16 protein-coding genes and 2 pseudogenes are annotated in these 24387 nt (G+C 58.4%); 4 read left to right on the forward strand and 14 right to left on the reverse strand.

Going from position 1 to position 24387, the window contains the following annotated elements; genetic code table 11:
• Nucleotides 1-18: 18 nt before the first annotated feature.
• The gene (locus J5276_RS26515; RefSeq protein WP_174066491.1) at nucleotides 19-915 is read right to left on the reverse strand and encodes a pirin family protein; all 897 of its coding nucleotides are present in this window, start codon (nucleotides 913-915) and stop codon (nucleotides 19-21) included.
• A 99-nt stretch (nucleotides 916-1014) separates the two neighbouring features.
• Here J5276_RS26515 and J5276_RS26520 point away from each other — a divergent pair, with 99 nt between their 5' ends.
• The 3 genes from J5276_RS26520 (at nucleotide 1015) to J5276_RS26530 (ending at nucleotide 2939) form a co-directional block, all read left to right on the forward strand.
• The gene (locus J5276_RS26520; RefSeq protein ID WP_174066492.1) at nucleotides 1015-1929 is read left to right on the forward strand and encodes a LysR family transcriptional regulator; all 915 of its coding nucleotides are present in this window, start codon (nucleotides 1015-1017) and stop codon (nucleotides 1927-1929) included.
• 450 nt (nucleotides 1930-2379) lie between these two features.
• Nucleotides 2380-2631: an antitoxin gene (locus tag J5276_RS26525; RefSeq protein ID WP_112495537.1), complete on the forward strand. Its 252-nt coding sequence runs from the start codon at nucleotides 2380-2382 to the stop codon at nucleotides 2629-2631.
• Nucleotides 2628-2939, forward strand: coding sequence for a type II toxin-antitoxin system RelE/ParE family toxin (locus J5276_RS26530; protein ID WP_112651813.1), 312 nt, complete (start codon nucleotides 2628-2630; stop codon nucleotides 2937-2939). The genes J5276_RS26525 and J5276_RS26530 overlap by 4 nt, the downstream gene beginning before the upstream one ends.
• Nucleotides 2940-3011: 72 nt before the next feature.
• Here J5276_RS26530 and J5276_RS26535 read toward each other — a convergent pair whose 3' ends face one another.
• Complete coding sequence (locus tag J5276_RS26535; RefSeq protein ID WP_209159923.1) at nucleotides 3012-3722, reverse strand: IS6 family transposase; 711 nt, start codon at nucleotides 3720-3722, stop codon at nucleotides 3012-3014.
• A 48-nt stretch (nucleotides 3723-3770) separates the two neighbouring features.
• On the opposite strand from J5276_RS26535, the pseudogene J5276_RS26540 reads away from it, so the two are divergent.
• Nucleotides 3771-4286, forward strand: a pseudogene (locus tag J5276_RS26540) (low temperature requirement protein A); the annotation flags it as partial.
• Here the strand turns inward: J5276_RS26540 and J5276_RS26545 are convergent.
• The 12 genes and pseudogenes from J5276_RS26545 to J5276_RS26600 form a co-directional block, all read right to left on the reverse strand.
• Nucleotides 4277-5013 (reverse strand): annotated as a pseudogene (locus J5276_RS26545) (HAD-IC family P-type ATPase); the annotation flags it as partial. The pseudogenes J5276_RS26540 and J5276_RS26545 overlap by 10 nt on opposite strands.
• A 42-nt stretch (nucleotides 5014-5055) precedes the next feature.
• Nucleotides 5056-6015 carry a FecR family protein gene (locus J5276_RS26550; RefSeq protein ID WP_255610423.1) on the reverse strand — a complete coding sequence of 320 codons (960 nt, stop codon included), beginning with the start codon at nucleotides 6013-6015 and terminating at the stop codon, nucleotides 5056-5058.
• Between the two features lie 59 nt (nucleotides 6016-6074).
• Nucleotides 6075-6617 (reverse strand): RNA polymerase sigma factor, encoded by a 543-nt coding sequence (locus J5276_RS26555; protein WP_112650630.1) that lies wholly within the window; start codon nucleotides 6615-6617, stop codon nucleotides 6075-6077.
• 360 nt (nucleotides 6618-6977) lie between these two features.
• Entirely contained in the window at nucleotides 6978-7772 is a 795-nt protein-coding gene (locus J5276_RS26560) for an ABC transporter ATP-binding protein (protein WP_065658838.1), read from the reverse strand.
• Nucleotides 7765-8739 carry an iron ABC transporter permease gene (locus J5276_RS26565; RefSeq protein ID WP_081307459.1) on the reverse strand — a complete coding sequence of 325 codons (975 nt, stop codon included), beginning with the start codon at nucleotides 8737-8739 and terminating at the stop codon, nucleotides 7765-7767. Before J5276_RS26565 ends, J5276_RS26560 begins: the two co-directional genes overlap by 8 nt.
• Nucleotides 8736-9785, reverse strand: coding sequence for an iron ABC transporter permease (locus J5276_RS26570; RefSeq protein WP_112650631.1), 1050 nt, complete (start codon nucleotides 9783-9785; stop codon nucleotides 8736-8738). Before J5276_RS26570 ends, J5276_RS26565 begins: the two co-directional genes overlap by 4 nt.
• Nucleotides 9782-10702, reverse strand: coding sequence for an iron-siderophore ABC transporter substrate-binding protein (locus J5276_RS26575; protein ID WP_112650632.1), 921 nt, complete (start codon nucleotides 10700-10702; stop codon nucleotides 9782-9784). Before J5276_RS26575 ends, J5276_RS26570 begins: the two co-directional genes overlap by 4 nt.
• A gap of 53 nt (nucleotides 10703-10755) precedes the next feature.
• Nucleotides 10756-13128 carry a TonB-dependent receptor gene (locus J5276_RS26580; protein WP_236735649.1) on the reverse strand — a complete coding sequence of 791 codons (2373 nt, stop codon included), beginning with the start codon at nucleotides 13126-13128 and terminating at the stop codon, nucleotides 10756-10758.
• A gap of 177 nt (nucleotides 13129-13305) precedes the next feature.
• Nucleotides 13306-14208 carry a ferric iron reductase gene (locus J5276_RS26585; protein WP_236759716.1) on the reverse strand — a complete coding sequence of 301 codons (903 nt, stop codon included), beginning with the start codon at nucleotides 14206-14208 and terminating at the stop codon, nucleotides 13306-13308.
• 39 nt (nucleotides 14209-14247) lie between these two features.
• Complete coding sequence (locus tag J5276_RS26590; RefSeq protein WP_065662631.1) at nucleotides 14248-14991, reverse strand: thioesterase II family protein; 744 nt, start codon at nucleotides 14989-14991, stop codon at nucleotides 14248-14250.
• Between the two features lie 14 nt (nucleotides 14992-15005).
• Entirely contained in the window at nucleotides 15006-16670 is a 1665-nt protein-coding gene (locus J5276_RS26595) for a condensation domain-containing protein (protein ID WP_112650635.1), read from the reverse strand.
• Nucleotides 16671-16674: 4 nt separating this feature from the next.
• A complete protein-coding gene (locus J5276_RS26600; protein ID WP_209159913.1) occupies nucleotides 16675-24378 on the reverse strand; it encodes a non-ribosomal peptide synthetase in 7704 nt (2567 codons plus the stop codon).
• Nucleotides 24379-24387 lie beyond the last annotated feature (9 nt).

A 24387-nucleotide genomic window follows, 5' to 3' on the forward strand; every position in this document is an offset into this window, starting at 1 on the left:
TTTCTCCTTGATTGGGTTTCAGTTGAAGTTGTCTGGTAGGGGAGTAAATTCGTCGTCACCCGGCACGCCGGGAAATTGCCGTTCGCGCCACAGGTTTGCCGCATGGCGAATGCGCTCCTGGTCCGTGGCCACGAAATTCCAGCGGATGAACCGCTTTTCAGGAAGCGGCTCGCCTCCGAAGGCGAGAAACCGGGCTGGCTCGTTCGCCTTCACCACGATCTCCGCGCCGGGCTTGAACACGATAAGACGATCCGGGCCGTAGGTTCCGTCCTGCCCGATGATCTCGATCGTACCGCTGACGACGAAGATCGCTCGCTCGATATGCTCACCGTCGATCCTGTAGCGTGCTCCAGCCTGAAGCTGGATTTCTGCAGAAAAGAGGTCAGAGAAGGTGCTGGCAGGTGAGCGCCGTCCGTGCAGCGTGCCGGCGAGAAGCTTCATATCGATGCCCTCACCATTGATCGTCGGCAGTTCATGGGCGCCGAGGTGCTGAAAGAGCGGTGCAGTCTCTTCCGATTGTTTGGGAAGAGCGATCCAGCTCTGCAGGCCCGTGAGTTTTCCCCCGTCCTTGCGAATATGGTCCGGCGTCCTCTCCGAGTGGACAATGCCGGAACCGGCGACCATCAGATTGACTTCCCCGGGGCTGATCGACTGGACGTAGCTTTCGCTGTCCCGATGCAGCAGCTCACCTTCGAGAAGGTAAGTGAGTGTTGAAAGGCCGATATGTGGGTGAGGGCGGGTATCAATTCCCTCACCAGCACCGAACCGCACGGGTCCGAAACTGTCGAGGAATATGAATGGCCCGACCATTTGGCGCATGGCCGCAGGCAGCGCCCGGCGAACGGAGAAGCCTCCGAGATCACGGGTCGAGGGCAGGATAACCTGCTCGATGTCAGCGTTCGACAAATAGGACATTGTCAGCTCCGGCGGTTGAATTCGATGGATTGAAGGTAGGCCCACTGGACGTTTCGGAAAACTCAGATAATTTCGGCGAAAACGTTCGAGGAATTAGAAATGTCAGACCCCGGCCAACCGACCCTGGATCAGCTCAAAGTGTTCATTACAGTTGTAGAGACAGGCAGCTTCGCGGCTGCTTCCAGGAAGCTCAACCGTGCTACTTCTGTGATCAGCTACACAATCGCCAACCTAGAAGCGCAGTTGGGGGTCACGCTCTTCGATCGGCTTTCGACGAAGAAGCCGCAGCTAACTTTGGAAGGAAGAACGGTCCTTGCCGAGGCCAAGAGCGTGGCCCATGGCATAGACAATCTTCGGGCCAAGGTAAAAAGTATGCTTCGTGGTGTAGAGCCGGAGGTGCACCTGGCACTTGACGTCATGCTACCGGCGGCACGCGTGATGGATGCGCTGAAGGCGTTTCGGAAGGAATTCCCGAGCGTTTCCCTTCGGCTTTATGTCGAAGCTTTGGGTGCCGTCACCCAGATTGTTCTCAACCGTACGGCAGCGATCGGCATCAGTGGCCCCCTTGATGTTGAGATTGCGGGCCTCGAGCGCATCGGTGTGGGCTTTGTCAAACTCATCCCCGTCGCTTCACCGGATCATCCCTTAGCTGGGGGATCTCATCCACCGGGCGCGGCCCGAGGACATATCCAGTTGGTCCTGACCGACAGATCGCCTCTTACCCAAGGACACGAGTTCGCTGTTGTCGGGAACCATACCTGGCGGCTCGCTGACCTCGGCGCCAAGCACATGCTGCTAAAAGAAGGCATTGGTTGGGGCAACATGCCCGAACCTATGGTAAGAGACGATATTGAGGCAGGGCGTCTGGTGCAGCTTGATCTTCCTGACTGCAAGGGCGGTCCTTACCGCCTTCAGGCTGTTTATAGAACGGACACACCTCCAGGACCGGCCGCCCGCTTTTTGATCGACCATTTCCAGAGCCAAGATATCGATGATCCGATAGCGGCTGGTTAGACCATCGCAAAAATGCGATCGCGTAGTTCTTGCGTGTCTCGGTGCAGTATACAGATCACTGCCCCCCCGCATCTTCCGGGGACGCAATATTGCGGTCAACGAGATGGCGTTTCCGCTTGGCTGTTGTAGGTCGACTTGCGACCGCGAGATAATGCGCAAACTTTTCATCGTCGCGACCCGCCTGACTGCCTCACTCAGCGCGCAGCGCAATTTCCCATGTTTTCAGGCACCTAGCTGATATGTCTCAATGGTCGAAGGTTCGCATCCCTTCAAGAGCTTAAAACGCACACGTCCATTGATCGGTAGGGATTGTGCTCAAGCGGAGGAAGGTAGGGGGATCAGAGTCTCCGAAATAGCAAAGCCCTCCAAGCGACATCAGGCAAGCATCAGCGGTGGCTACAAAACTACATATGTGTTAATGTGGGTTTTCTCAGTTTAGGAGTGCGTTAGATGAGCCGATTGACGATCGACATAACGGATCAACAACATCAAAGCCTGAAGGCGCTGGCAGCATTGCAAGGCAAGACAATCAAGCAGTATGCGCTTGAGCGCCTCTTCCCCGGTGACGCAGACGCAGAGCGAGCCTGGGAGGAGTTGAAGACTTTGATGAACATGCGCGTCAATGAGGGGCTTGCCGGAAGACTGTCGACTAAAACCGTAGGTGAGATCCTTGACGAGGAGATTTCCGAGGGTCGTGCTTGACTGCCTATATTCTTACCGCGGAAGCGGAATCAGATCTACGTTCGGTAATACGCTACACACGTACGCAATGGGGTGCTGCGCAGGTACGCCGCTACGTCTCGGATTTGGAGCGAGGTATCGCAACCCTTGCCGAGGGCACAGGTTCGTTCAAGGATATGAGTGCGCTTTATCCGGCGTTAAGGATGGCGCGATGCCAGCATCACTACGTCTTTTGTCTGCCTCGAGAGGATGCGCCCGCCCTCATCGTAGCGATTTTTCACGAACGAATGGATCTGATGAAGCGTTTGGTGGATCGTCTGGAAGAATGACGTTCGGGCGGAGGCGAGATGGCATTGCCAAGTTGTTTAGCGTTGGGTGCGATCGACGCCGTGTCGCCAGTTTCAGATTGTCATTTCAGCGGCATACTGCGCCCACAGGCTGAATGCATCAGCCCGCGCATGGCGGTATGAAATGGCGGTCAGAGTGTAGCGGCGGGGACGAAAGATCGTGTTGATTTGATCGTGGGCCGACAGGAAGCGCTGTGCCTGTCGTGTCGACTTGAACCGACCCATGATCTTCTCGCGTTTTCGGGTCTGCCGGTGGGAATTTTCAATTCGGTTGTTCAGCCCCTTGTGCGCCCGGTGATCGGCATCCGGAGCGATGACCTGGATCGGAACCACGTAGCTGCCCAGTTTGTCCGTCACGACCACGCGCGGCTGACCAAACTGCCTGACCAGCCTGGAGAAGAAGCGTCTGGCGGCCCTGCTGTTGCGGCGAGCCTGAACCAGGATATCGAGAACATCGCCATTGGCATCGATGGCGCGCCAGAGCCAGAACTTCCTGCCGCCAATCGTAATGACGGCCTCATCCATGTGCCACTTGTCACCAGCCTTTGGTCGATCCCTACGAATGCAATTGGCATAATGACGACCAAAGCGGTTGACCCAGAGCCGAACAGTTTCCCGGCTGACGATCACCCCGCGCTCGACGAGCAGATCCTCCACGTCGGCCGTGCTCAGGGCAAAGCGGTGGTAGGCCCAGACCGCATAGGCGACGATCTCACGCGGAAAGCGAAACCCCTTCAGCCGGGGTAGTGAGCAAGCCATCTTCATGCCGAATGATAACTGCAACCGGCCGCTCAAACAACTTGGCAATGCCATCTGACGGGCGTCTTCGAGACAATGATCCTGTGGTTCGCGGTATGGCTTGGCTGGCAATATACCTGCTGGGTCACCAATTGGTTCGACCCGGAGACGCCGCGCATTCGCGGCATGATCTTCACCGTCATGCTGGCGGGCCTTCTCATGGCCTCGGCCATCCCCGGCGCTTTCGGCGAGCGCGGGCTGGCTTTCGCTCTCGCCTATGTCGCGATCCAGGTCGATCGCACGGCCTATATCGTCCAGGAACTGGGTTCAGATCATCCGCTTGCAGCCAACTACCGGCGGATGCTCGGCTGGGACTCGATCTCCGCCCTGTTCTGGATCGCCGGCGCATTCGTGGAGCATGAAGCGAGGATAGTGCTGTGGGCGGTCGCGATCGTGTGCAAATATGTCTCTCCGATGTTCGGCTTCCCGTTTCCGGGCCTCGGCCGCTCGAAAACCAGCGACTGGACGATCGAAGGCGGGCATCTGGCCGAGCGCTGCCAGCTGTTCTGCATCGTGGCGCTCGGCGACAGCAGCAACCCGAACGTCGGATACAGTACACCGGCGGCGATCGGAATGCCGGCCGCATTGTAGATGAAGGCAAAAACCAGGTTCTGACGGATATTGGCCATTGTCGCTTCAGAAAGTCGTCGCGCCTTCACGATCCCCATCAGATCGCCCTTGAGCAGTGTGACACCTGCGGTTTCGATCGCAACGTCCGTACCCGAACCCATGCGATCCCGACATCGGCGGCGGCAAGCGCCGGGGCGTCGTTGACGCCGTCTCCTGCCATTGCCACCACGCGGCCCTCCGCTTTAAGCCCATTGACTACGGCGCTCTTCTGGTCTGGCAACACGTCCGCCTCGATCTCGTCGATACCAAGCTTTCGTGCGACCGCCTCGGCCGTCGTCTTATTGTCGCCGGTCAGTATGACGATGCCGGTGCCGTCTTCATGCAGCGCCTTCAGCGCCTCGGCCGTGGTCGCCTTGATCGGATCGGGGATCGCGAAGATGCCGCCGACCTGGCCGTCAATAGCAATGTAGATCACCGTCGCTCCGTCATGACGCAGCGCGTCTGCCGTCTCGGAAAGAGAGGACGCATCGACGCCGTTCTCCTTCAGGAAGGGCGCATTGCCGAGCACAATCCGCTTTCCTTCGACGACGCCGAGCGCACCCTTGCCCGTTGGCGGGGCGGAGCTAGTCCCAGGCGGAACGAGAATTCCCTTCTTCTCTGCCGCCGCAAGGATGGCGCGCGCCAGCGGAGGGCGCGGCCCTAGCGTTCTTTTACCCAAGACATTTAACGATCAGGACGTTACTACAATGACGGGGCCAATCTCGTATGTTTGGATATTAAGGGCGGTGCGCAGGAAGTTTAGTGCACTCTCTGTATCGCTAACGGAGAGCGTGCCGCTGACGATACGTCGAGCGGTCGCTTCGTTCCCGATGACGATGCGCCCTCGAAAATGCCGCTGTATTTCCTCGATAACGTAGGAGAGCGGCACGTTGTCTACGGTGAGCCGGCCCCGACGCCAGGCGAGAGCCGTAGCTGCATCCGTTTTCCGGATCGTGCTTTCGCCTGTCTCGTTCAGGTGAAGCATTTCTTCACCTTCCCCGAGTTTCACCGGGATGCCTCCCTCAGTCTTGAACTCTACCATGACGGAATGTTCCGTTACGGCAACGCGCGTGTCTGTCGCGCTTTGGCGAACATCGAAAGCCGTGCCAAGAGCTGTGACCAGCGTATCCTCGGTGCTGACGGAGAACGGACGGTTGGCATCCGGGGCTACCTGGAAGAAGGCCTGCCCGCGCAGGAGCCGAACCGTTCTTCGTTCGCTGGTGAAATCGAGTGCGATTGCCGACTGCGCGTTCAATTGGACCCGGGAGCCATCTTCCAGCGTGACTTCCGGCATTTCGTCGGCGCTGGACATGACATCCGCGCTCAGGCGCATGGGGCCATCCAGGGCAATGAAGAGTGCACCGGCCGAAATGATTGCCACGATTGAAGAGATGATCGCGTTGCGCCCACGCGGTGAGGTCTCAACCGGCATATCACTAAGCCCGGCATCGGAGCGGATCGCAGTTCTCGCTTCGCCAAGAATGCGCTTTGCAGCTGTGTAGGCCCGACAGTTCTCCTGATCCAGCTCCATCCAGCGATGGAACTCCGCCCGCTCCGTCTCGGGCTGCTCGGGGTCGCGGTTGCGAAAGACCCAGTCGGCTGCATCTCTGTTTCGCTTGCGCTGATCGCGCGTCAGACGTCTACGTTGCACGGAACGCTCCAATTATGCTCTCCAATGTGTAGACGAATGAACTGCCTAGATTAGGATGTTTACTCCATTTCGAAAAGGCGGTCGAGGCAATGGCTGAGCGCACGTCTGAGATGCCGGTCGACCATATTGCGCGAAATTTTCAACTTGGAGGCGATCTGGTCTGGCGTGAAATGATGCAGCCTGTGCAGCACGAATGCCGTCCTCCGTTTTTCCGGCAGGTCGGCAATGGCCTGTTTCAGTATCGCCAGTCGCGCCTCGACGTCCAGCCCCTGATCGGGAGCGCTGTCCGTCGCGATCATCCCTCTTGCATCCTCGTCCGAACCGGAGAAAAGCCGGGACTCGAATTGCTCGCGTCTGATCCGGTCGATCCGCATGTTGGAAGCGGCGCGGCACAGAAAGGCTTTTATCGATCGCTTGCCAGAGAGCGCATCCGGCTGCAGTGCAAGCTTTACGTAGAGATCGTGAACAATTTCCCGCGCAGCTCCGTCTGAACGGTTGCGTCCACCCACCGCCTTGATGATGTCGCTGTAGTGCTCAACGATCGCCCTGTTCAGCAGGTCGGTTCCGCTACTCTCATTGAGGCTGGCCGTCGACATCCGCATCGCTTTCCTGATCCTCCGCAAGTTGCAATATGCGACAACTAAAGGGCGGATACGGAGCGCAAACCGGAGCTCCTTGGCGTTCGTCCGAACCTTGTCATCATCCGGCAATGGAGTTTTTTCCCATCGTTGCCGCTGAGGAATTTCTAATGGCGAGGAAAAAGCGATGCAAGTGCAATGATTTACGGTCTATGGCGACAAGAAACCCTTTCCTGTTAAAAAGAAGACAGTTTTTATCATGTTTATGTCTGGATTCATTACATCTTTTTGCTTGCGTGCGAATGCGTAGCGATGAGAGAAGCAGCATTGCAAATTACGAAAAACCTAACGAATGTTGCGGGGCCGCCACATCTTGCGGCCCGCTCAACTGCGTGACGGCACCGGGACACACATCGGCGTTCCCGAAAGCGGATCCGGCATGATGACGGCATTCACTCCGAAGACATCAAGAACATTCCTGTCCGTAATGACGGCGCTTGGGCTTCCCGAGTCAAATACCTTGCCATCCCTGATGAGAACGATTTCATCGGCGTAACGGGCAGCCTGGTTGAGATCGTGGAGAACCGCCACGATCGTGCGACCTCTATCACGAACAAGCTGCCTGATCAGTTCAAGTATTTCGATCTGGTGAGCGAGATCGAGGAAAGTCGTCGGTTCATCCAAAAGAAGAATGTCCGTTTCCTGGGCGAGCGTCATCGCTATCCAAGCGCGCTGCCGCTGGCCGCCGGAGAGAGCCTCTACCGGACGGCCGGAAAGCGATGTCATGTCGGTCAGATCGAGAGCATGGGTGCACGCATCCTCGTCACGGCCGGACCAGCGCTCGAACAGCCTGCGATGGGGATAACGTCCTTGACGGACCAGTTCGGCGACGGACAACCCCTCTGGAGCCTGCGGCCCCTGCGTGAGAACGCCGATGTGTTTTGCTCGTTCCTGCGATGGAATTTTCCGCGTCGATGTGCCGTCCAGAAATATCTCGCCTTTCATCGGGCTGAGGAGTCCGGCGAGTGCACGCAATATCGTGGATTTGCCGCATCCGTTTTTCCCGACGAGAACGGTGAATTGCCCGGACGGAATTTTCAGGTTCAGGTCGTCGACAATGACGGAGCCGTTATATCCAAGGGACAGATTGCGTGTCGCGAGGCGATGGTCTTCATGCATGCCGGCGGCCCTTCAGAAGATAGGCAAAAAATGGAGCCCCCAGCAGGGCCGTGACGATACCGGCCGGCAGCTGGGCCGGTGCGATGACCGTGCGGCCGATAATATCAGCGACCAGCAGCAAAAGACTGCCTGTCAGAGCAGCAACCGGAATGAGGGCTTGATGGGCAGGGCCAACGATCCGTCTCGCAACATGCGGGGCGATCAGGCCGACAAACCCCACCAGCCCCACCATCGCGACGGTGGCACCCGATATCAGTGTACAGAGCAATATCAGGAATGCACGCACGAGATTGACCTTCTGTCCAAGCCCGGTCGCTACATCGTCGCCAAAACGGATGAGGTCCAACTGCCGGTAGGAGAACCAGGTGAGGGCCAGCGGAACGGAGAGCCACAGTAGAAGGCTTTTGACCTTGGTCCAATCAGCGCCGTAGACGCTGCCCGAAAGCCAGATCATTGCCCGCTGCACATCCATGACATTGCCGAATGCGGTCAAAAAGCTGGTTCCCGCGCCGGCCATGGCGCTGAGGCCTATGCCTACAAGGATGATCCTGAGAGAGGACGTGCCTCGTTTCCAGGCGAGCGCGTAGACGGCTGCCGCCATTGTGACGGCCCCTGCAAAGCCCGCCCAGGGCAGAACGGTTGGTGAAACATTAGCAAAAAGGATGATAACCACGCTTGCAACGAGCGCTGCCCCCGCATTGATACCCAGAACGCCGGGCTCTGCCAGGGGATTGCGCATGACGGTCTGCGAAATCGTGCCCGCCACGGCAAGTCCTGTACCGGCAAGCAGGGCCAGCATTGCTCTTGAAAGCCGGAATTCGATGACGATCATCTGCAGGTCGGGTGACGCCCCGCCGATAACCGCGTTGGCGACATCACGCCAGCCAATCGACTGGTCACCCCAGATCATCGCAGCAATAACGGCTAGAAGGTTGAGAAGGACTAGAACAGTTATTGCTCGTGTCACGGCCTGCCTGCCCCCGTGCGATAACGCGCCAGCCAGAGGAAAAACGGTGCTCCGATCAGCGCCATCGTGACGCCCACGGGGAAACTCTGGTTGGCCAAGATGATCCGCCCGGTGAGATCGGCGATGACAACCATGATCGCACCGATGACGGCGCTGAAGGGAATGACCCAGCTGTAATCCACGCTGATGGCCATACGAACGATATGCGGCACGACGAGGCCGACGAAGCCGACAGGCCCGACAAGTGCAACGGCGCTGCCGGAGAGGAGAATGACGATCACCACCGACAGGCTACGCCAAAGGGCGAGGTTCTGGCCAAGCGCGGTGGCGACGTCGGTGCCAAGGCTGAGTGTCGTCAAATGACGGGCGAGCAGCAGTGAGCCGAGCAGTCCTGCAAGCCAATATGGCAGCACAGTGAAGACGTGCTCCATCGTCCGGCCGCTTAAGGAACCGACTGTCCATAAGCGCACGGCATCGAGTGTCGTCTGGTCGAAGATCAGAATTGCCGTGGTCAAAGACGTGAGGAATGTCGCCACGACGGCTCCAGCGAGCACCATGATCAGCGGGGTCGCGCCCACACGGCCGATAGAGCCGATGAAGAAAACGCAGAGCGCGGCAAATGCCGCGCCACCAAAGGCATACCAGACCAGCACGTCGCCCGAAACGCCCATGATCGACAGGCCAGCGACGACCGCAAAAGCTGCGCCGGCATTGATGCCGAGAAGCCCCGGCGAAGCCAGTGGGTTTTTTGTCACCGCCTGCATGATCGCACCTGAAACGGCCAGGCCCGCACCTGCGATCACGGCCGCCGCGACGCGTGGCAAGCGCAGCAACGTTGCGACGAGATGATCACGCGAGCCGTCAAAGCGGAAGATTGCAGAGAGCACCGTCGATGGTGAAAGGGGCACCGGGCCAGTCATTATTGCCAGCATTGCGGAAACCAGCAGGCCAGCAATGGCGAGCAGAAGCAGGACCGAGCAGAAAAATTCCGACCGGCGAGGATGTATCAGTCTTTCCGCCTTCGATAGTCCGCGAAACAATGTCACGGCCTGTCCAGCAGATATTGCTCGATGTCATCGAGGACTCTGTTTGCGGAGCCGATGCCGTTGAAGCTCATCCATGTTTCGCGCTTTACCCGGTGGGCGTTTCCGGATGCGACTGCCGGCAACATTTGCCAGAACGGGTTGCTGGTCGTGCGGTCGGCAAGCGCATCGTCCATGGTTGTATCGTATCTGCCGGCAACGACGTAGAGCAGGATGTCCCCGTCGAGGAGGGCGAGGTCCTCCCATTCGGGTCGTTTGAAGACCGTGTTGTCCTCAGTCGTTTCGTAAACGCTACGTTTTATGCCGGCGTCACGAAGAACTGCATAGGGCGCATAGGCAGCCGGACCGTCGAGATAGACATGAAAACCGCTGGGCGTCACCCGCAATACCGATACCTTATGGGAAGCAGTCTTCTCTCTGATGGCGGCAACACGTTTTTCGTAGCTGGCCAGCATCCCTGCCGCCCCATCACTTTTTCCCGAAAGGAGCGCCAATGTGCGGAAATGGTCTTTCCAGTTCTTTGCGTCGATCAGCGCAGTCGGCGCAATCTTGGCGAAGTTCTGGTAGGATTGACCGTGCAGGGCTGCGTCCCCGACAATCAGGTCCGGCTTCAGGGCCACGATGCGCTCGAGACTGGGCTGCCGGGCTTCGCCAATATCGGAGACCGTCGCCTTGTCGGCCTTCCCCTTCAGTTCATGGTCCTGAACGGACATAAGCGGCGCGCCTACCAAAGGCAGGCCGAGTTCAAGCGCCATCCCGAGATTATAGAAGGGATCGAGCACAACGATCCTGCGAGGTGTGTCCGGCACGCAGATCGGTGCGCCATACACGCCTGTCGTGAGGGAACGGCCCGAACATTGCGCCGAAGCGCCGGATGCAAAAAGTCCCATCAGCAAGATGAGAAACGATCGCAGGATCATTCATTACTCCAGAAATGGAAGCCTGCGCGGCATGGAGCCGCGCAAGAAACGCATCAGAATTTGACCTTGAGGTTCAGGCCGACACTGCGGCGCTCGCCGAGCGTGGCGGCAATATCATTGTCGTTGTAGACAAAATATTCCTCGTCCAGCAGGTTTTGCGCGAAGGCGTTGATTTCCCACCGCTCCGTTTTGTAGCCGGCCTGCAGGTTCACGATCCAACGGCTGTCGAGATAATCGTGCGGCAGGCTGCCCAGCCGTGCCAGGTAGCTCGAGGTATATTTGGCGTCTGCACCGACATAGACACCGTTATCAAACGTGTAGCGAGCGCCAAGACCCAGCGACCACTCGGGTGCTTCCGGGAATGGCAGGCCGGACAGATTGCCGTAAGTCAGATCGTTGAAGTTCTTGAACTCGGTATGGACGTAGCCGAGCGATGCGAAGGTTTCGAGGTTGTCAGTTACCTTGAACGACGGCTCGAACTCGAAGCCCCACGCTTCCGATGACGCGGCGTTGATGATGCGCCGGCTTAGCAGATCCGTCGGATCGAGCTGCATCAGAACCTGCTGGTCCGAATATTTGGTGAGGAACACGTTTGAATTTACGGTCAGTCGGTCATCCATGAACGAGCCTTTGTAGAAAATCTCGTAGGTCGATGCCGTTTCCGGTTCGTAGTTATAGGCCGTCCGACGATAAGAATCGTAGCTCGCGCCACCTGTCCGGAAACCTTGGGAATAGGTAATTCCGACCGTCTGTGTGTCCGTCAGTTCCTTCGAAAGGCCGATTTTCGGTACGAAATTGACCTCGTTGAAGGATGCGGCATAGTCCGTCAAAACGGTCGGCCTGCCGCCAAGAGGCTGGGTCCGCACCAGATGTTGGGTTATATCCTGATCCGTGTAGTCCAGCCGGCCGCCGACGGTGATTTTCCACGTCGGAACGAATTCATATGTCGCCTCTCCGAACAGGGCGGCGTTGAACGATTTCTGCGTATTGTGCTGAACCTGGTTGCGGTTGACGGTGGCGGTCAGCGGAATGGTGCGATCGTAGAAATTCTTCTCATCTTCAAAAGCAAAATAGACGCCACCGACCCAGTCCCATTTGTCACCTTCATAATTGAGGCGGAGTTCCTGGGAGGCGATCCACTCCTTGTAGTAGCCATGATAGGTGTTGATTTCGCCCGGGGTTCCATAATTGACCGAGAGACGATCGGCGTCGGAATAGCTGAAGGCCGAAAGTGACGTCAGCTTCAACTCGTCTGAAAAATCATGCGTTACCTCCAGTCCGACATTATGCACGTCGGTCGGGCGATATTCTATGTAAGCCGGAAGTAGATAATCGCCGCGTTTCTGGTCGAAGCTGAAGGGGATGGAGCCTTTTGGGCCGCCGATATCGCGAACGGCTGGGTTGTCATGTGAAAACGAGTAGCTGAGAAGGGCGCGCGTCTCCGGCATTTCCGCCGGTTCAAACAGGACCTTGCCGCGGACCTGGTAATAAAAGTCGTGCGTGAACTCATTGTAGTTTTCGTAACCCGCGAATGTCGGGTAGTTGATATCGTTCTTGCTGCGCTGAACTTCGCCGGAGATACGAACGGCGAGTTGATCGTCCATCAGCGGCGCATTGAACATGAAGCCGGTGCCGTAGAGATTGCCGGTGGCGATTGTGGTCGAAAGTTCCGCCTCCCTTTCGAAGGTGGGATCCTTCGTCTTGATGTAAATGGCACCAGCCATGGCAGCGCGCCCCGACAGGGTTGACTGCGGGCCGCGATAGACTTCGACCTGCTCGACATCAAACAACCCGCGTGCCCCGCGGCGCGCACCACGCACCGTCTGCTGAACGCCGTCTATATAGAGCGTTGCAAGCGGCGCGCCGCCGGGGACAAGACCCTCCGAGCTGACACCACGAATGATGAAACCGGCATCGGCCCAGTCGCCATCCATGACGTTTGCCATGCGGCGGAAGCTGTCGCGAAAACTGTGTATCTGTCCATCGGCAATTTCCTGCGCGGTGACGATACCGATGCTCGAAGACGTGCTGGCCAGCGTCGTGGCATTGCGGGCGCCATAAATCGTGATCGCCTGCAGTACCGTCGTGCCGTCGCTGCCGACAGCATCGGTATTATTCGCGGCAACAGTGAGGACAATCTGATTTTGACCGGCGAAACGCGGCTGGACGCCTGTGCCGGCAAGCACTGCGTCAAGCGCCTGTGACGGCGTCAGATTACCGGTGGCACCGCGGGACCGTTTGCCATTGGCAACCGATCCGTCAAACATGATCTGCAGGCCGGTTTGTGTGGCAAGCTGATTGAGGGCGGAGGTAAGCGGCCCGGCGGCAATCGAAATCTGTCGTGGCGAGGCGCTTGCCTGACCGGTGTCCTGCGCTGCGGCCGGCACATGCATCGCCAGAGCAGAAACCGAAGTTGCGAGCAGCATCGCCACACATCCAGCCAGACCGGTTCGAGCCGTTCTGGCGTTAATTCCCTTGCATTCCATTGAAGCCCCCGCTCCCGCGCGCTCGATAAGCTATTCAGACAAAAAGGGGCAATATCTGCCCACTCATGCTGAAGACGAACAGGGGAGGGAGTATGGGACTCTCAAGTCGAAATAAATTTATGAAAAACAATGATTCTGCGTCAGGCAGAAATGGGCGCGCATTTCCTGTAGCAGGCAGGCGTCCCGTTCATCGCTCGACTTCAACACGCAGGTCGGGCACTTTTCCGCACCCTTAACGGTATAGTACCGGCAGCATCCGCCACGCGCGCGAAACGTGTAGGTGAATGGTTCCTTCAATGCGCTGTCGTGCAGGGTCAGGTCAAAATACCCCAGCTGGCGGTTGTTCAAAGGCGATCCCTGTACCTTGACTATCGCCATTGCCGTCGACATCGCATCGGCGAGACAGCCGAACCGTCTTCCGACGTCGAGAAATCTGCCGGCAATGGCATCTCCCACCAGCCGCCATTGCGCATTTTTCGAAAAACCGGTCCTTTTTGCCAATGCTTCCACCAGCGGACGGAAATGTTGCTCGACGCCCATCCTGAAATGCTCGCACAGGCCTGCGTGGTCCGTGACCGTCGAATGCGGCCCGTCATCCTGATCCGCAAAGATCTGCGGTGACAACAGCCTGACGCGGGCCCGCCGCACCGTCATTTGTTCTCCGTCATGCTCGCCATGGTGGGTATAGAACTGCAGCGAAAAGGTATCAGGCGACATATCAGGCACGATGCCACGGCCAACCAGCAACGGAACGGTGGCCATGAAGAAGATGTAGCAATAGTCGCTCATCAGAAATGCGGCGCGACTTTTGAGGTCGACGCCGGGATCGAACGACCCCTCATAGTCCAGAAATTCCTGCAGTTCCGAAGGGCTGGAAAACAGCTCGGCAGCAGTTGTCCAGCCGGGAAGCATTGCACCGGTGCTGCACGGCACTTCGGTCCACATTGATTGCTGGAGAGCGGTTGCTTCCGTCAGAATATCGCTGGCTTCGGGGATTCCGGCGGTTTCGTGATGTCTCATTGTCCGTCGCATCCGTCAGATTCGCATCTCAAATCAGGCTCATGCCTCTTTCGCTGAAACAGCCCCTGCCTGCATCGTATCGGTTTTCCACAGCTGGCCTAGTTTGCCGATGAAGTGCGCAAAAGCTTGCTGAGCAAGCATGTGCGACCCTTCGATCCGATGCATGGTGACTTCCTGACCGATACAGCTTTCCCACGCACGCGCCGCATTCCAGCTGACCAGATGGTCGGCGTCGGCCACGAATACATGTACCGGAAGCGTAACAGGGACATCCGGAGGCGTAAATTCATAAGTCTCGCAAATACGAAAATCGTTGCGCAGAACGGGTTCGAACAGCGCCATCGCCTCCTTGTCGCGTAATATCTCATCCGGCGTACCGCCGATTTCGACCAGCGACTGGTGAAAATCCTCGCTCGACATGACGTGAATGGGCTTACGTCCTTCAAGAACACGGTCGGGTGCGTTCGAGCCAAGAATATAGAGCGCGTCCGGGAGCGGCAGGCCCCGAATGGAGATGTGCCGCAGCAGCTCATAGGCCACCACAGCGCCCATGGAATAACCGAACAGGGCATAGGGAGCTTGAAGCAGCCCGGAGACTTCGTGTCCCACATGTTGGGCAAGGCTCTGGATATCACGCGGCAGCGGCTTGGTGAAATGCGCTTCGCGACCCGGCAGGGCGACTGGGGTGACGTCAAAGACGCTCTCAGAATGAACCCAAGACCGGAACAGACTTGGGCCGGCGCCGGCTGGCGGGAGGCAGATCAACCTGGGACGAACTGTCATTGTGTGTCCTTGTATCATATTTCAATCGCATTGTGTTCGCCCACGGGTGCGGCGGCTGCTTTCAGCGCGTCGATGAATGCTGCAAATGCCGCAAGGACCGGGCGGTCGAACAGGACTTTTACGGGAAAATTGATCGTAAATTCTCGCCGCACCCGGTTGACGACCCGGGCAGCCAGAAGCGAATGGCCACCGAGGTTGAAGAAATTATCGCTATTGCACTCGACCTCAACTTTCAGAACCTCTGCCCATATCCGGGCAATCCTTTCTTCCGTTTCTGTCCAGACGGTAGCGGAAAAGGGCTGATCATTGTGTGTTTCCGTCGAAGGCAGCGCAGGCTTGTCGATATCGACCGGCCTTGCGTCCGTATCGGATACGTGCGGAACCGTTGGAGTGCCGCCGGCGATCTCGCCGATTGTCGCGCCCAGCTCATTCAGGAATGCCTCTACCTCCTGCGCGGAAATGCAGCGCCTGTCGTATCGGGCGGAAATCGCAATCTTCGTGGCGTCGGCAGCGGCAAACAGGGTGAAGGGGTAGTGTGTCCATTCATCGACCTCGACGCCGGTCACGGCGAATGTCGCCTCCGTCGATATATCTCGCGGCACGGGATAATTTTCAAAGACCAGCAGGCAGTCGAAAAGATCGCCCCGCCCTGCCTGTATCTCGCGTAGCGGAAGATAGTCGTGTTCCGCACAGGCGGACTGGCGTTTCTGCAATGTCTGCAACCACGGGGCAAGAGGGCCATTCTCAACGTCGATGCAGACCGGCAGCGTGTTGATGAACAGGCCGACCATGTTTTCCACACCCTGGAGTTCGGAAGGTCGCCCGGCTGTCGTCGCGCCGAAGACGACGTGTCTGCTGCCGGCCTTGCGGGCGATGACGATGGCAAGCGCGGCCTGCAGCAGGGTATTGGGCGTAATCCCCATGTCCCTGCACAGTTTTGCCGCCTGCGTGGAAACTGCGGGATCGCAGGTGAAGTTATGACTTGAGAAATCGGCCTCGCCTCCGGTGGCGTCGCGGGTCATCCTGCCCGGGACCTCGATCTTCGCCGTGTAGTCCGTCCAGAACGCACGCGTCGCCTCACGTTTCCTGCTTTTCAGCCAGGCAATATAATCCACATAGGGCCGTGGTGCGGGCAGTGGCGGACGTAATGAGCCGCACCGTCTCTGATAGGTCCTGAAGGCGTCTTCGGCGATGCGGCCCGCCGACCATCCGTCAAGAATGATATGGTGGTACTGAAGCACGAGACGCGAATTTTCCCCGCCATAGTCGATCCATTGCAGGCGGATCAGCGGCGCCATCTTCAGATCGAAAGCCTGCCTCCGGTTTGCGGACAAAAGCGCACCGAGGCGTCTTTGCCGCTCTTCTGCGTTGATTCCTGACCAATCCAGTTGCGACCAGGCAAGGCCGGCATCGCTGTGGACGACCTGAAAGGGTTCGTCCCTTTCTTCCCAGTGGAAGGTAGTGCGCAGAACCGCATGGCGCGACACCATCTCGCTCCAGCAATCATGCATGATCTGCGGATCGACGGCACCCCTCAGTTGCAGGACGATCTGCGGCACGTAGACGCCTTCGTCGGGCGTGGCGATGGAGTGGAACAGCAATCCTTCCTGCATGGATGACAGGGGATAGATGTTTTCGATAGCCGAGCGGCGGCGGCTTTCAAGGGGGCGATTGTCCATTATGTCACAAGCTCTTTAGCAGGTTGTCGAGTTCGTCCTGGCCGAGATCCATCAGCGGGAAATCAGAAGGGCTGAAACCCGCACCTGAACCGTTCAGGCAGTGGTGGATCAGCGTTTCAAGATGGTCCCGAAAATGGGCGGCCAGTGTCCTGATGGTGTCTTCGGAATGCAATTGCGCGCCATAGACCCATTGCAATTGCAATTCGCCGCGCACCACCATGGCATTGATCTCGAGGATCGCATCGCGCGGATTGTCTGGACCGTACATCGGACCGGATGTGATGCCGGAAGGCGCAAACAGACTATCTGCTGCGAACATGGCATCCATCTGGCCGAGATAGTTGAAGCGGACCTGTGGTTTGCCGTAGTCCAAACGCTCACCTTTGTTGCGAAGATATTTCAGAACGCCGAAACCGACGCCGTTGTTGGGAATTCGCCGCAACGTGTCCTTGACGTCGAGAAGCAGGCGGTCCGGTGTTGCCTCGTCGGGCGTATCGAACAACACGGGATAAAGCGCGGTCAGCCAGCCCACCGTTTCGGAAATGTCGATGTCCTCGAACAGGTGCGGTCTGCCGTGGCTTTCCATTTCAAGGCGCAGACGTGGCTTTCCGCTCCATTGCCGCAGCGCCAGATAAAGGGCTGCGACCAGAACTTCGTTCGAGGCGATGCTGAAGCATTCCGGCACATCCCTAAGCAGTTGTCTTGTTGTGTCGGCGTCAATCGTCTGCCGGTACGTCACCGCACCCGATTGAGTATTACTCCCACTCTCGTTGTCGAGTGGCAGCGCCTGCACGTCTTCCTCGCATATGCCGCGCCAATATGCCTCCTCTCCGTCGAAAAGCACCGACCGCGAAAGCCGGCTGTTCCAGCTGCCCGCCGCGACCGCGCCGGAGCGAATGGTGCCAGTTTCCAGATAATGCCGCTCAATATCCGCGACGATCATTCGCCAGGACACTCCATCGACGATAAGGTGGTGGGCCGCAAGGATGAGGCGTCCGGAACCATCGGGCAATGTTGCGAAAATCGCGCCGAAAAGAGGCCCGGCTCCAAGATCGAAACCGGCATGTAGCTTGTTGGCAAAATCGGTGACGTCGTTCTCATCCGCGGCGGCCAGTCGCTGCATCGGCGACATCGCCGAAAGGGGGGCGAATTTCTGTTGCCATTGCCCATTTTGGCGCAAAAATCTGGCGCGCAGTGAACGATGCTGTTCGAGGACCCTGAAAATCGCCTTTTCAAGCCTGTCGGGATCGAGAGGTTGAGTGGGTTTCAGGATCAATCCCTGGTTCCAATGGGCAAGATCGGGCAGTTCCTGATCCAGCAGCCAGCGTTGTATCGCCCCAAGCGTAGCTTGATCATCGCCATCACCGTTTCCGGCCGTCGCAGTGCTTTCCACGCGCGTCGCTTCCGCGAGCGATGCGAGCTTGGGATGGAGGAATACATCGCGCGGGGTCATCTTCAAGCCCTTCTGGCGGGCCTGCGAAACTAGCTGGATGGCAAGAATGGAATCGCCGCCGAGCGAGAAGAAATTGTCGTTTTGCCGGATGTCTCCGCAACCGAGCAAACCTTGCCATATCTGCGCGAGTACGTCTTCTTGGTCATTGAGCGGACTTGCGGTTTCAGTGGCGCGTTCGCCAAAGGTTGCGGGATCCGGCAGCGCAGATCGGTCCAGCTTACCGTTTGGCAGGCGTGGAAGTGCATCGAGCCTGGTCGCAAGCACGGGAATGAAATGCTCGGGCAGACGTTGCCGGAGAATTGCGACAAGTTTGGCGATTTCGAGTGTAGGGTCACCGGCAACCCACATTGCCAGGCGCGGATGATTGGAGGCGTCGCGCCAGAGCCCGGCAACGGCCTCGTGCACCCCTTCCTGCTGCAGCAATACGGCCTCAATTTCACCCGGTTCGATACGAAAACCGTTGAGCTTCAGCTGTCGGTCGCCGCGCCCCATGTAATCGAGGCCACCGTCATCACGTCTACGCACGATATCGCCGGTCTGATACAAGAGGCGGTGTTCGTTGCAATCCGCAAAAGGATTGGGCAGAAAGCGCTCGGCCGTCTGGCCGGGCCGGTTCCAGTAGCCACGCGCCAGCCCGCTGCCGGACAGGAACAATTCGCCGGGAATTCCAACCGGCACCTCGTTCATTTCGCCGTCGAGCACGTAGGCGCGGGTGTTGGCAATCGGAACTCCGATCCCGAACCATTCTCCCGATTTAGGCACCGGCGCCACCGTCGAGTAGGTCGTGTCTTCCGAGGGGCCGTACAGGTTATAGAGGCTTTCGACATGGTCGTTGGCGTAAATCCGCGCGACAAGTTCGCGCGGAAGCGGTTCTCCCGCCAGGCAAACGGTTTTCACGCTCTTGGGCAGGGGGCCAAGTTTGAGCAATTCGGACATCGGTGTCGGAACGGTGTTCACCAGCGTCACGTCGCCTGAAAACGGTGCGCTCGGGAAGGCGAAGAGATCGTCCACCATGAAGATGCGTCCGCCCGCCGCAAGCGTCGCAAATATTTCGAAGATCGAAAGATCAAAGCAGATCGAGGTGGAGGCGAGCACGCCGGACAGCTGATCGCCGGTGAAGCTGTGCAGGCACCATTGCACGAAAGCAACAGCGTTTCGATGCTCGATGGCCACGCCCTTCGGTCTGCCGGTCGAACCTGATGTGTAGATGATATAGGCAAGATCGGATTCCGACGTCGCCGGCATTGGCACGGCCCCGCCTGCCAGGTTTTCCAACATGCCCGTAGTCATGCATCGGAAATTCTGTGCAACAGTCGAAATATCTTCCTCTGTCGTGACCAGAATGAGCGCCAGATCGGCGTCCACTGCGATGAATTCTATGCGGTCGGCAGGGTAACGCGGATCCAGCGGCACATAGGCCGCGCCGGTGCGAAGAACGGCCAATATGGCGACCACCAGCTCTACGCTTCTTCCAAGGCGGATGCCGACCCGTTTTCCCCTGCTTATGCCAGCTGCGGCGAGCCCGCTTGCGAGCCGGTCGGCTCTCCGGTCAAGTTCGGCATAGGACAGGTTCTTGTCCTGATCGGTAACGGCTATCGCCTGCGGATTGGCTTCGGCACTCGCTTCCACGAAGTCGTGCAGGCAGCGCCACTGCGACTGAAATGCTGCTCCCGTCTCGTTCCATTGCCGGAGCCTTTTCTGCTGGCTACCCGATAGCAGGGACAGCCTTTCGAGTGGCACATCAGGATGTTCGACAATCTTTTCAAGCAGGACGACCAGCGCCTCACTCAGCGATTCCATGGTTGTGCGGCGGAAAAGATCGCTGCGATATTCCAGACGGCACGAAAATTCTTCCGCCGTTTCATGGATGAACAATGTCAGGTCCACACGCGACGACTTATCGGGAAGTGCCAGTCGTTCCCACTCCATGCCGGCAAGCGAAATGGCTTCGCGCCGGGTTTCGACCGTCGAGACGAGCATGGCCTGGAACAGCGGGTTATGGCTCCATGTCCGAGGGAGCGAGAGCGCATCGACCACTTTCTCAAACGGCGCGGCCTGGTTGGCGAAAGCGCTTAATGCCGTGTTGCGGGCTGTCTTCAGTGCTTCGTTGAAGCTCTCACCGCCCTGCGTCTGCAATCGGATCGCCAGCGTATTGGCAAACATCCCGATGACGTTTTCCAGATCGGGGTGGAAACGCTCGGAGACAGGCGTTCCGATGACGATATCACGCATGCCGCTGGCGCGCTGGAGCAGCGTCGCGAACGCCGTCAGCATTCCCATGAAAAGGGTAGCGCCTTGCTGGTCGCAGAGTTTCCGCAATTTTGCGAGTAAAACCGCGTCAAGCGAGAACCGGATGCTATCGCCGGAGAAGCCCTGTATGGCGGGCCGTACAAAATCGGTAGGCAATTCCAGCAGTGGCGGAGCGCCTGTAAGCGTCCTTCGCCAGTAATCGACCTCATTCGTCGTGTCCTGCTCCCGCTGCCAGACTGCAAAATCCGCATATTGCAGGGGCAGCGCCCCGTTTGGCGGCGCCGCGTTCTTCAAGAGGGACGCGTAAAACGTTGCAACGTCGTTCAGCAGAATTTCCGCTGAAAGGGCGTCGCCGATGATGTGGTGCAATATGAAAAGCAGGACATGGTCCTGCGGGCCGTTGCGAAAGGCGTGAATGCGTAGGAGTGGCGCAACGGCAAGATCGAGTGGCCGGCGCGCGCAATCGAGCAGGGCAGCCTCGAGTTCCCGGTCGCCGATCTCTTCCGGCAAGATGCGGAACGTTATCTCCGGGTCGGTCTCGACAAAGGGCTTGCCATCGACCGAAACGAACCGGCTGCGCAGCATATCCTGTCTTTGCGCCGTCAGTTCCAGCGCATGCGAGAGGATTTCGAAATCGAGCGCTCCCCTGATCTTCAGGGCAAACGGGATGTTATAGAGCGGGCTGTCCGGTTCCAGCTGCGCAAGCGCCCATTGTCTGTTCTGTGCATACGACAGTGGCGTTCGGCCGGCATGGTTCCGCTTTGCCAGTCCGGAAGAAGCCGCTTCGGGCCTGCGTCCCGTCACGGCAACCAGCGCATCGACAGCACCGGCAAATTCCGCAAGCCCCGGTTTCTCAAAAATGGTGCGCAGCGGCAGGTCGACGGTAAATGATGTCCGCAAACGCGCGAGCATCCGCGTCGCCATCAGGGAATGGCCGCCAACCGTGAAGAAATTGTCCTCACGACCGATCTTTTCGGCGCCGAGCAATTCACACCATATGGCCGCGACCAACTGCTCGGTGCCTTCGCGTGGGGCGGCATAGGCGGCTGACGAGACTATCTGTTTCGGTCGCTCAAGCCGCTTGCGATCGATCTTGCCATTCGCGTTTAATGGAAGACTATCGATCCAGACATAGGCGGCAGGAAGCATGTAGGAGGGAAGCTGTGAGGCGAGCGCTATGCGAATCGCTTCCTCGTCCACCGGGCCTGTCCCGGGGCGGCAATAGGCAACGAGGGTGCCCGAGCCTTCTTCATCCTGCCAAAGGGTAACCACGGCCTGCTCGATGGATGGCTGCGAGGCGAGGATCGCCTCGATCTCGCTGAGTTCGATGCGGAAACCGCGAAGCTTGACCTGAAAATCGGCGCGGCCGACATAAAGAAGATGCCCGGCGGCGGAACGCCGCATCAGGTCACCTGTCCGGTAGAGTCTCGATGTTTCAGGTCCACCGTTCAAACCTGCGGCTGGTCCCTCGACGAATGCGCGCGAAGTCAGATCTTCGCGGTTGAAATAGCCAGGACTGAGACCTTCGCCGCCGATGTACAGTTCTCCTATAATGCCTGCCGGCACCGGCATCAGCGCGTCATCGAGCAAATGAAGCTGCGTATTGGCGATTGGCTCACCGATCGGAAGGGCAGGAAGCTCCAGATGTTCGGCGCATATGCGTGTGCAGGTGGACCAGATCGTCGTTTCGGTCGGGCCGTAGAGGTTCCACAATTCGCCGCCGGTCGCTAGCAGCCGGCGGGCAAGGCCCGGCTCCAGCGCCTCGCCGCCGCAAAGCATCCTGAAACCCGTAGGAGCCTTCCAGTCGGCATCGGCCATCAGCCGCCATGTCGCGGGGGTCGCCTGCATCATCGTCGCGCCGTGGTTCCGGATAAGCTCCGAAAGGGCCATATCGTCATAGACATCATCGGCTTCGGCGATGATCAGCAGGCCGCCGACCATAAGCGGCATCAGCAGCTCCAGGGTGGCGATATCAAAGGCCGGTGTGGTGACGGCGAGGAGCCGGTCTTCAGCGGACATGCCCGGCCGGCTCGCCATGCTGCCCAGAAGATTGACCAGGCTTTTCTGCCGGATCGGCACGCCTTTCGGCCTGCCCGTCGAACCTGACGTGTAGATGATGTAGGCCAGATCGTCAGGCAGCGTCTCGCGATGCGGATTGCCGAAGGAGCCAGTTGCACGCAGCAGAGGTTCAATCGCTATGCAATCGCATGGATATGCTGCTTTCGCAGCGTCATCGTCAGCCTCGCTGACGAGAGTGATGTCAGGCTTGCAGTCCTCGAGAATGAGTGCGCGCCGTTCCGCCGGGTGCCCGGTGTCTAGAGGCACATAATGGCCACCGAGCTTCAGCACTGCGAGGATGGCGATGACGAGGTTTTCGGAACGCGGCAGGCAGATGGCGACGCGGGGATGAGATTTGCCTTTGCCGATGTGATCACTCAAACCGGATGCGACGCGGTTGGCGGCATCGTTCAGATTTCCGTGCGAATATTGCCGGTCGCCGCAACGCACAGCCGCAAACGAGCCGCGCGCCTTTGCCGTCTCTTCCAGCAGCAACGCAACATCTGTCGAAGGAACGGCGACGTTTGTCCGGTTCGCAGCCGCTATGGCCGCATGCTCAGTCTCGCCCAGCAGGTCGATTTCGGCGATGCGGCCGCCGGGGTTCGATACGAGCCCGCCGAGCAGTCTTAGGAAATAGCCGGAGAAGCGTGCCACCGTTTCAAGCAGGAAGAGGTCCGTGTTAAACTCGAAAACGCCACTGAAACCTTCATTTCCCCGTCCCTCGTGCATGTCGAGGCTGAGATCGAAACGCGAGGCGCCGGAATCGAGTGCGATCGGCGTTACCTTGATATCGCCGAGGTCGAAAGTTGCACCAGACGCATTGTGAAGCACGAAAGTTGACTGGAACAGGGCGTTATGGCCGATGTCGCGCTTGACATTCAGCGCATCCACCACCTGCTCAAAGGGCACATCCTGATTGGACAGGGCTTCAAGCGTCGTATCCCGAACCCGTTCGAGCAGCGTATCGAAAGTGTCATTCGGTTGCAGGCGCGTCCGCATGACGAGATTGTTGACGAACAGCCCGATGAGGTTGCGGGTTTGAGCCAGGTTCCGGCTTGATGCCGTCGTGCCGATGCAGATGTCGTCCGATCTCGAAAGGCGGGCGAGCAGAATCTGATAGGCCGCCAGCAGCACCATGAATGTCGTCAGTTTCCGGCTTTTCGCCAGATCCTTGATGGCAGCGGAGAGGTCCGGCCCGAGGTGGAATTTGTGCCGGGCGCCGTGGAACGTCTGCGTCACCGGCCGGGCGAAATCGAACGGGAGTTGAAGCAGCAGCGGTGCGTCACGCAGCTGTTCGCGCCAGTAATCGATCTGACCTGAAAGCGCTGCGGTGCCGTTACGTTGCCATTCTGCATAGTCGCGATACTGGATATCGAGTGCCGTCAGCTGGCCCGTGGATGGAGAGCCGGCTGCGCTATAGAGCCTGTAGACCTCATCGGTCAGGATCTGCAACGAGGCGTAGTCGGAAATGATGTGATGGATCACCATGACGAGAATATGCTCGCCAGGTGCGACGGAGAACAGGCCGACGCGAAACAGCGGACCTTGCGAGAGATCGAGCGGTTCCCGCGCAAAGCGGCTTATGGCGTCGTCGCGTGCGTGCTCGTCATTGCCCAGTTCGTGAAAACTGAAGTCTGTCGTTGTGTGCGAAGCGATGACCTGGAACGGCTCTCCGTCCCGGACCTCGAAAACCGTCCGCAGGCTTTCATGGCGCTGCACCACCATATCGAAGCAGGTCTTCAACCTGTTGCGGTCGAGCAGACCTTCCAGCCTGATGGCGACGGGTATCGAATATGCGCCTGTGACGGGCTGCATCTGCTCCACGAACCAGATACGTTCCTGGGCATGGCTCAGGCGGAAGTTCTTTTTTTCGGATGCCTGCTGTCCAGCCATCAGGCGCTGCAGAAGCTGGCGCTTTTCATCCGGTGTCAGTCGGGAAATATCCATTGTATTCAC

The sequence above is a fragment of the Agrobacterium sp. S7/73 genome (assembly GCF_019355535.1).
Classification (GTDB): Bacteria; Pseudomonadota; Alphaproteobacteria; order Rhizobiales; family Rhizobiaceae; genus Agrobacterium; species Agrobacterium tumefaciens.

Bases quoted from the DNA above. Each gene is read 5' to 3' on its own strand.
- J5276_RS26575 (WP_112650632.1), bottom strand. From the start codon at position 10,702: ATGATCCTGCGATCGTTTCTCATCTTGCTGATGGGACTTTTTGCATCC.
- J5276_RS26535 (WP_209159923.1), bottom strand. From the start codon at position 3,722: ATGAAGATGGCTTGCTCACTACCCCGGCTGAAGGGGTTTCGCTTTCCG.
- J5276_RS26555 (WP_112650630.1), bottom strand. From the start codon at position 6,617: ATGCGGATGTCGACGGCCAGCCTCAATGAGAGTAGCGGAACCGACCTG.
- J5276_RS26560 (WP_065658838.1), bottom strand. From the start codon at position 7,772: ATGCATGAAGACCATCGCCTCGCGACACGCAATCTGTCCCTTGGATAT.
- J5276_RS26520 (WP_174066492.1), top strand. From the start codon at position 1,015: ATGTCAGACCCCGGCCAACCGACCCTGGATCAGCTCAAAGTGTTCATT.
- J5276_RS26515 (WP_174066491.1), bottom strand. From the start codon at position 915: ATGTCCTATTTGTCGAACGCTGACATCGAGCAGGTTATCCTGCCCTCG.
- J5276_RS26585 (WP_236759716.1), bottom strand. From the start codon at position 14,208: ATGAGACATCACGAAACCGCCGGAATCCCCGAAGCCAGCGATATTCTG.
- J5276_RS26525 (WP_112495537.1), top strand. From the start codon at position 2,380: ATGAGCCGATTGACGATCGACATAACGGATCAACAACATCAAAGCCTG.
- J5276_RS26580 (WP_236735649.1), bottom strand. From the start codon at position 13,128: ATGCTGCTCGCAACTTCGGTTTCTGCTCTGGCGATGCATGTGCCGGCC.
- J5276_RS26590 (WP_065662631.1), bottom strand. From the start codon at position 14,991: ATGACAGTTCGTCCCAGGTTGATCTGCCTCCCGCCAGCCGGCGCCGGC.
- J5276_RS26595 (WP_112650635.1), bottom strand. From the start codon at position 16,670: ATGGACAATCGCCCCCTTGAAAGCCGCCGCCGCTCGGCTATCGAAAAC.
- J5276_RS26600 (WP_209159913.1), bottom strand. From the start codon at position 24,378: ATGGATATTTCCCGACTGACACCGGATGAAAAGCGCCAGCTTCTGCAG.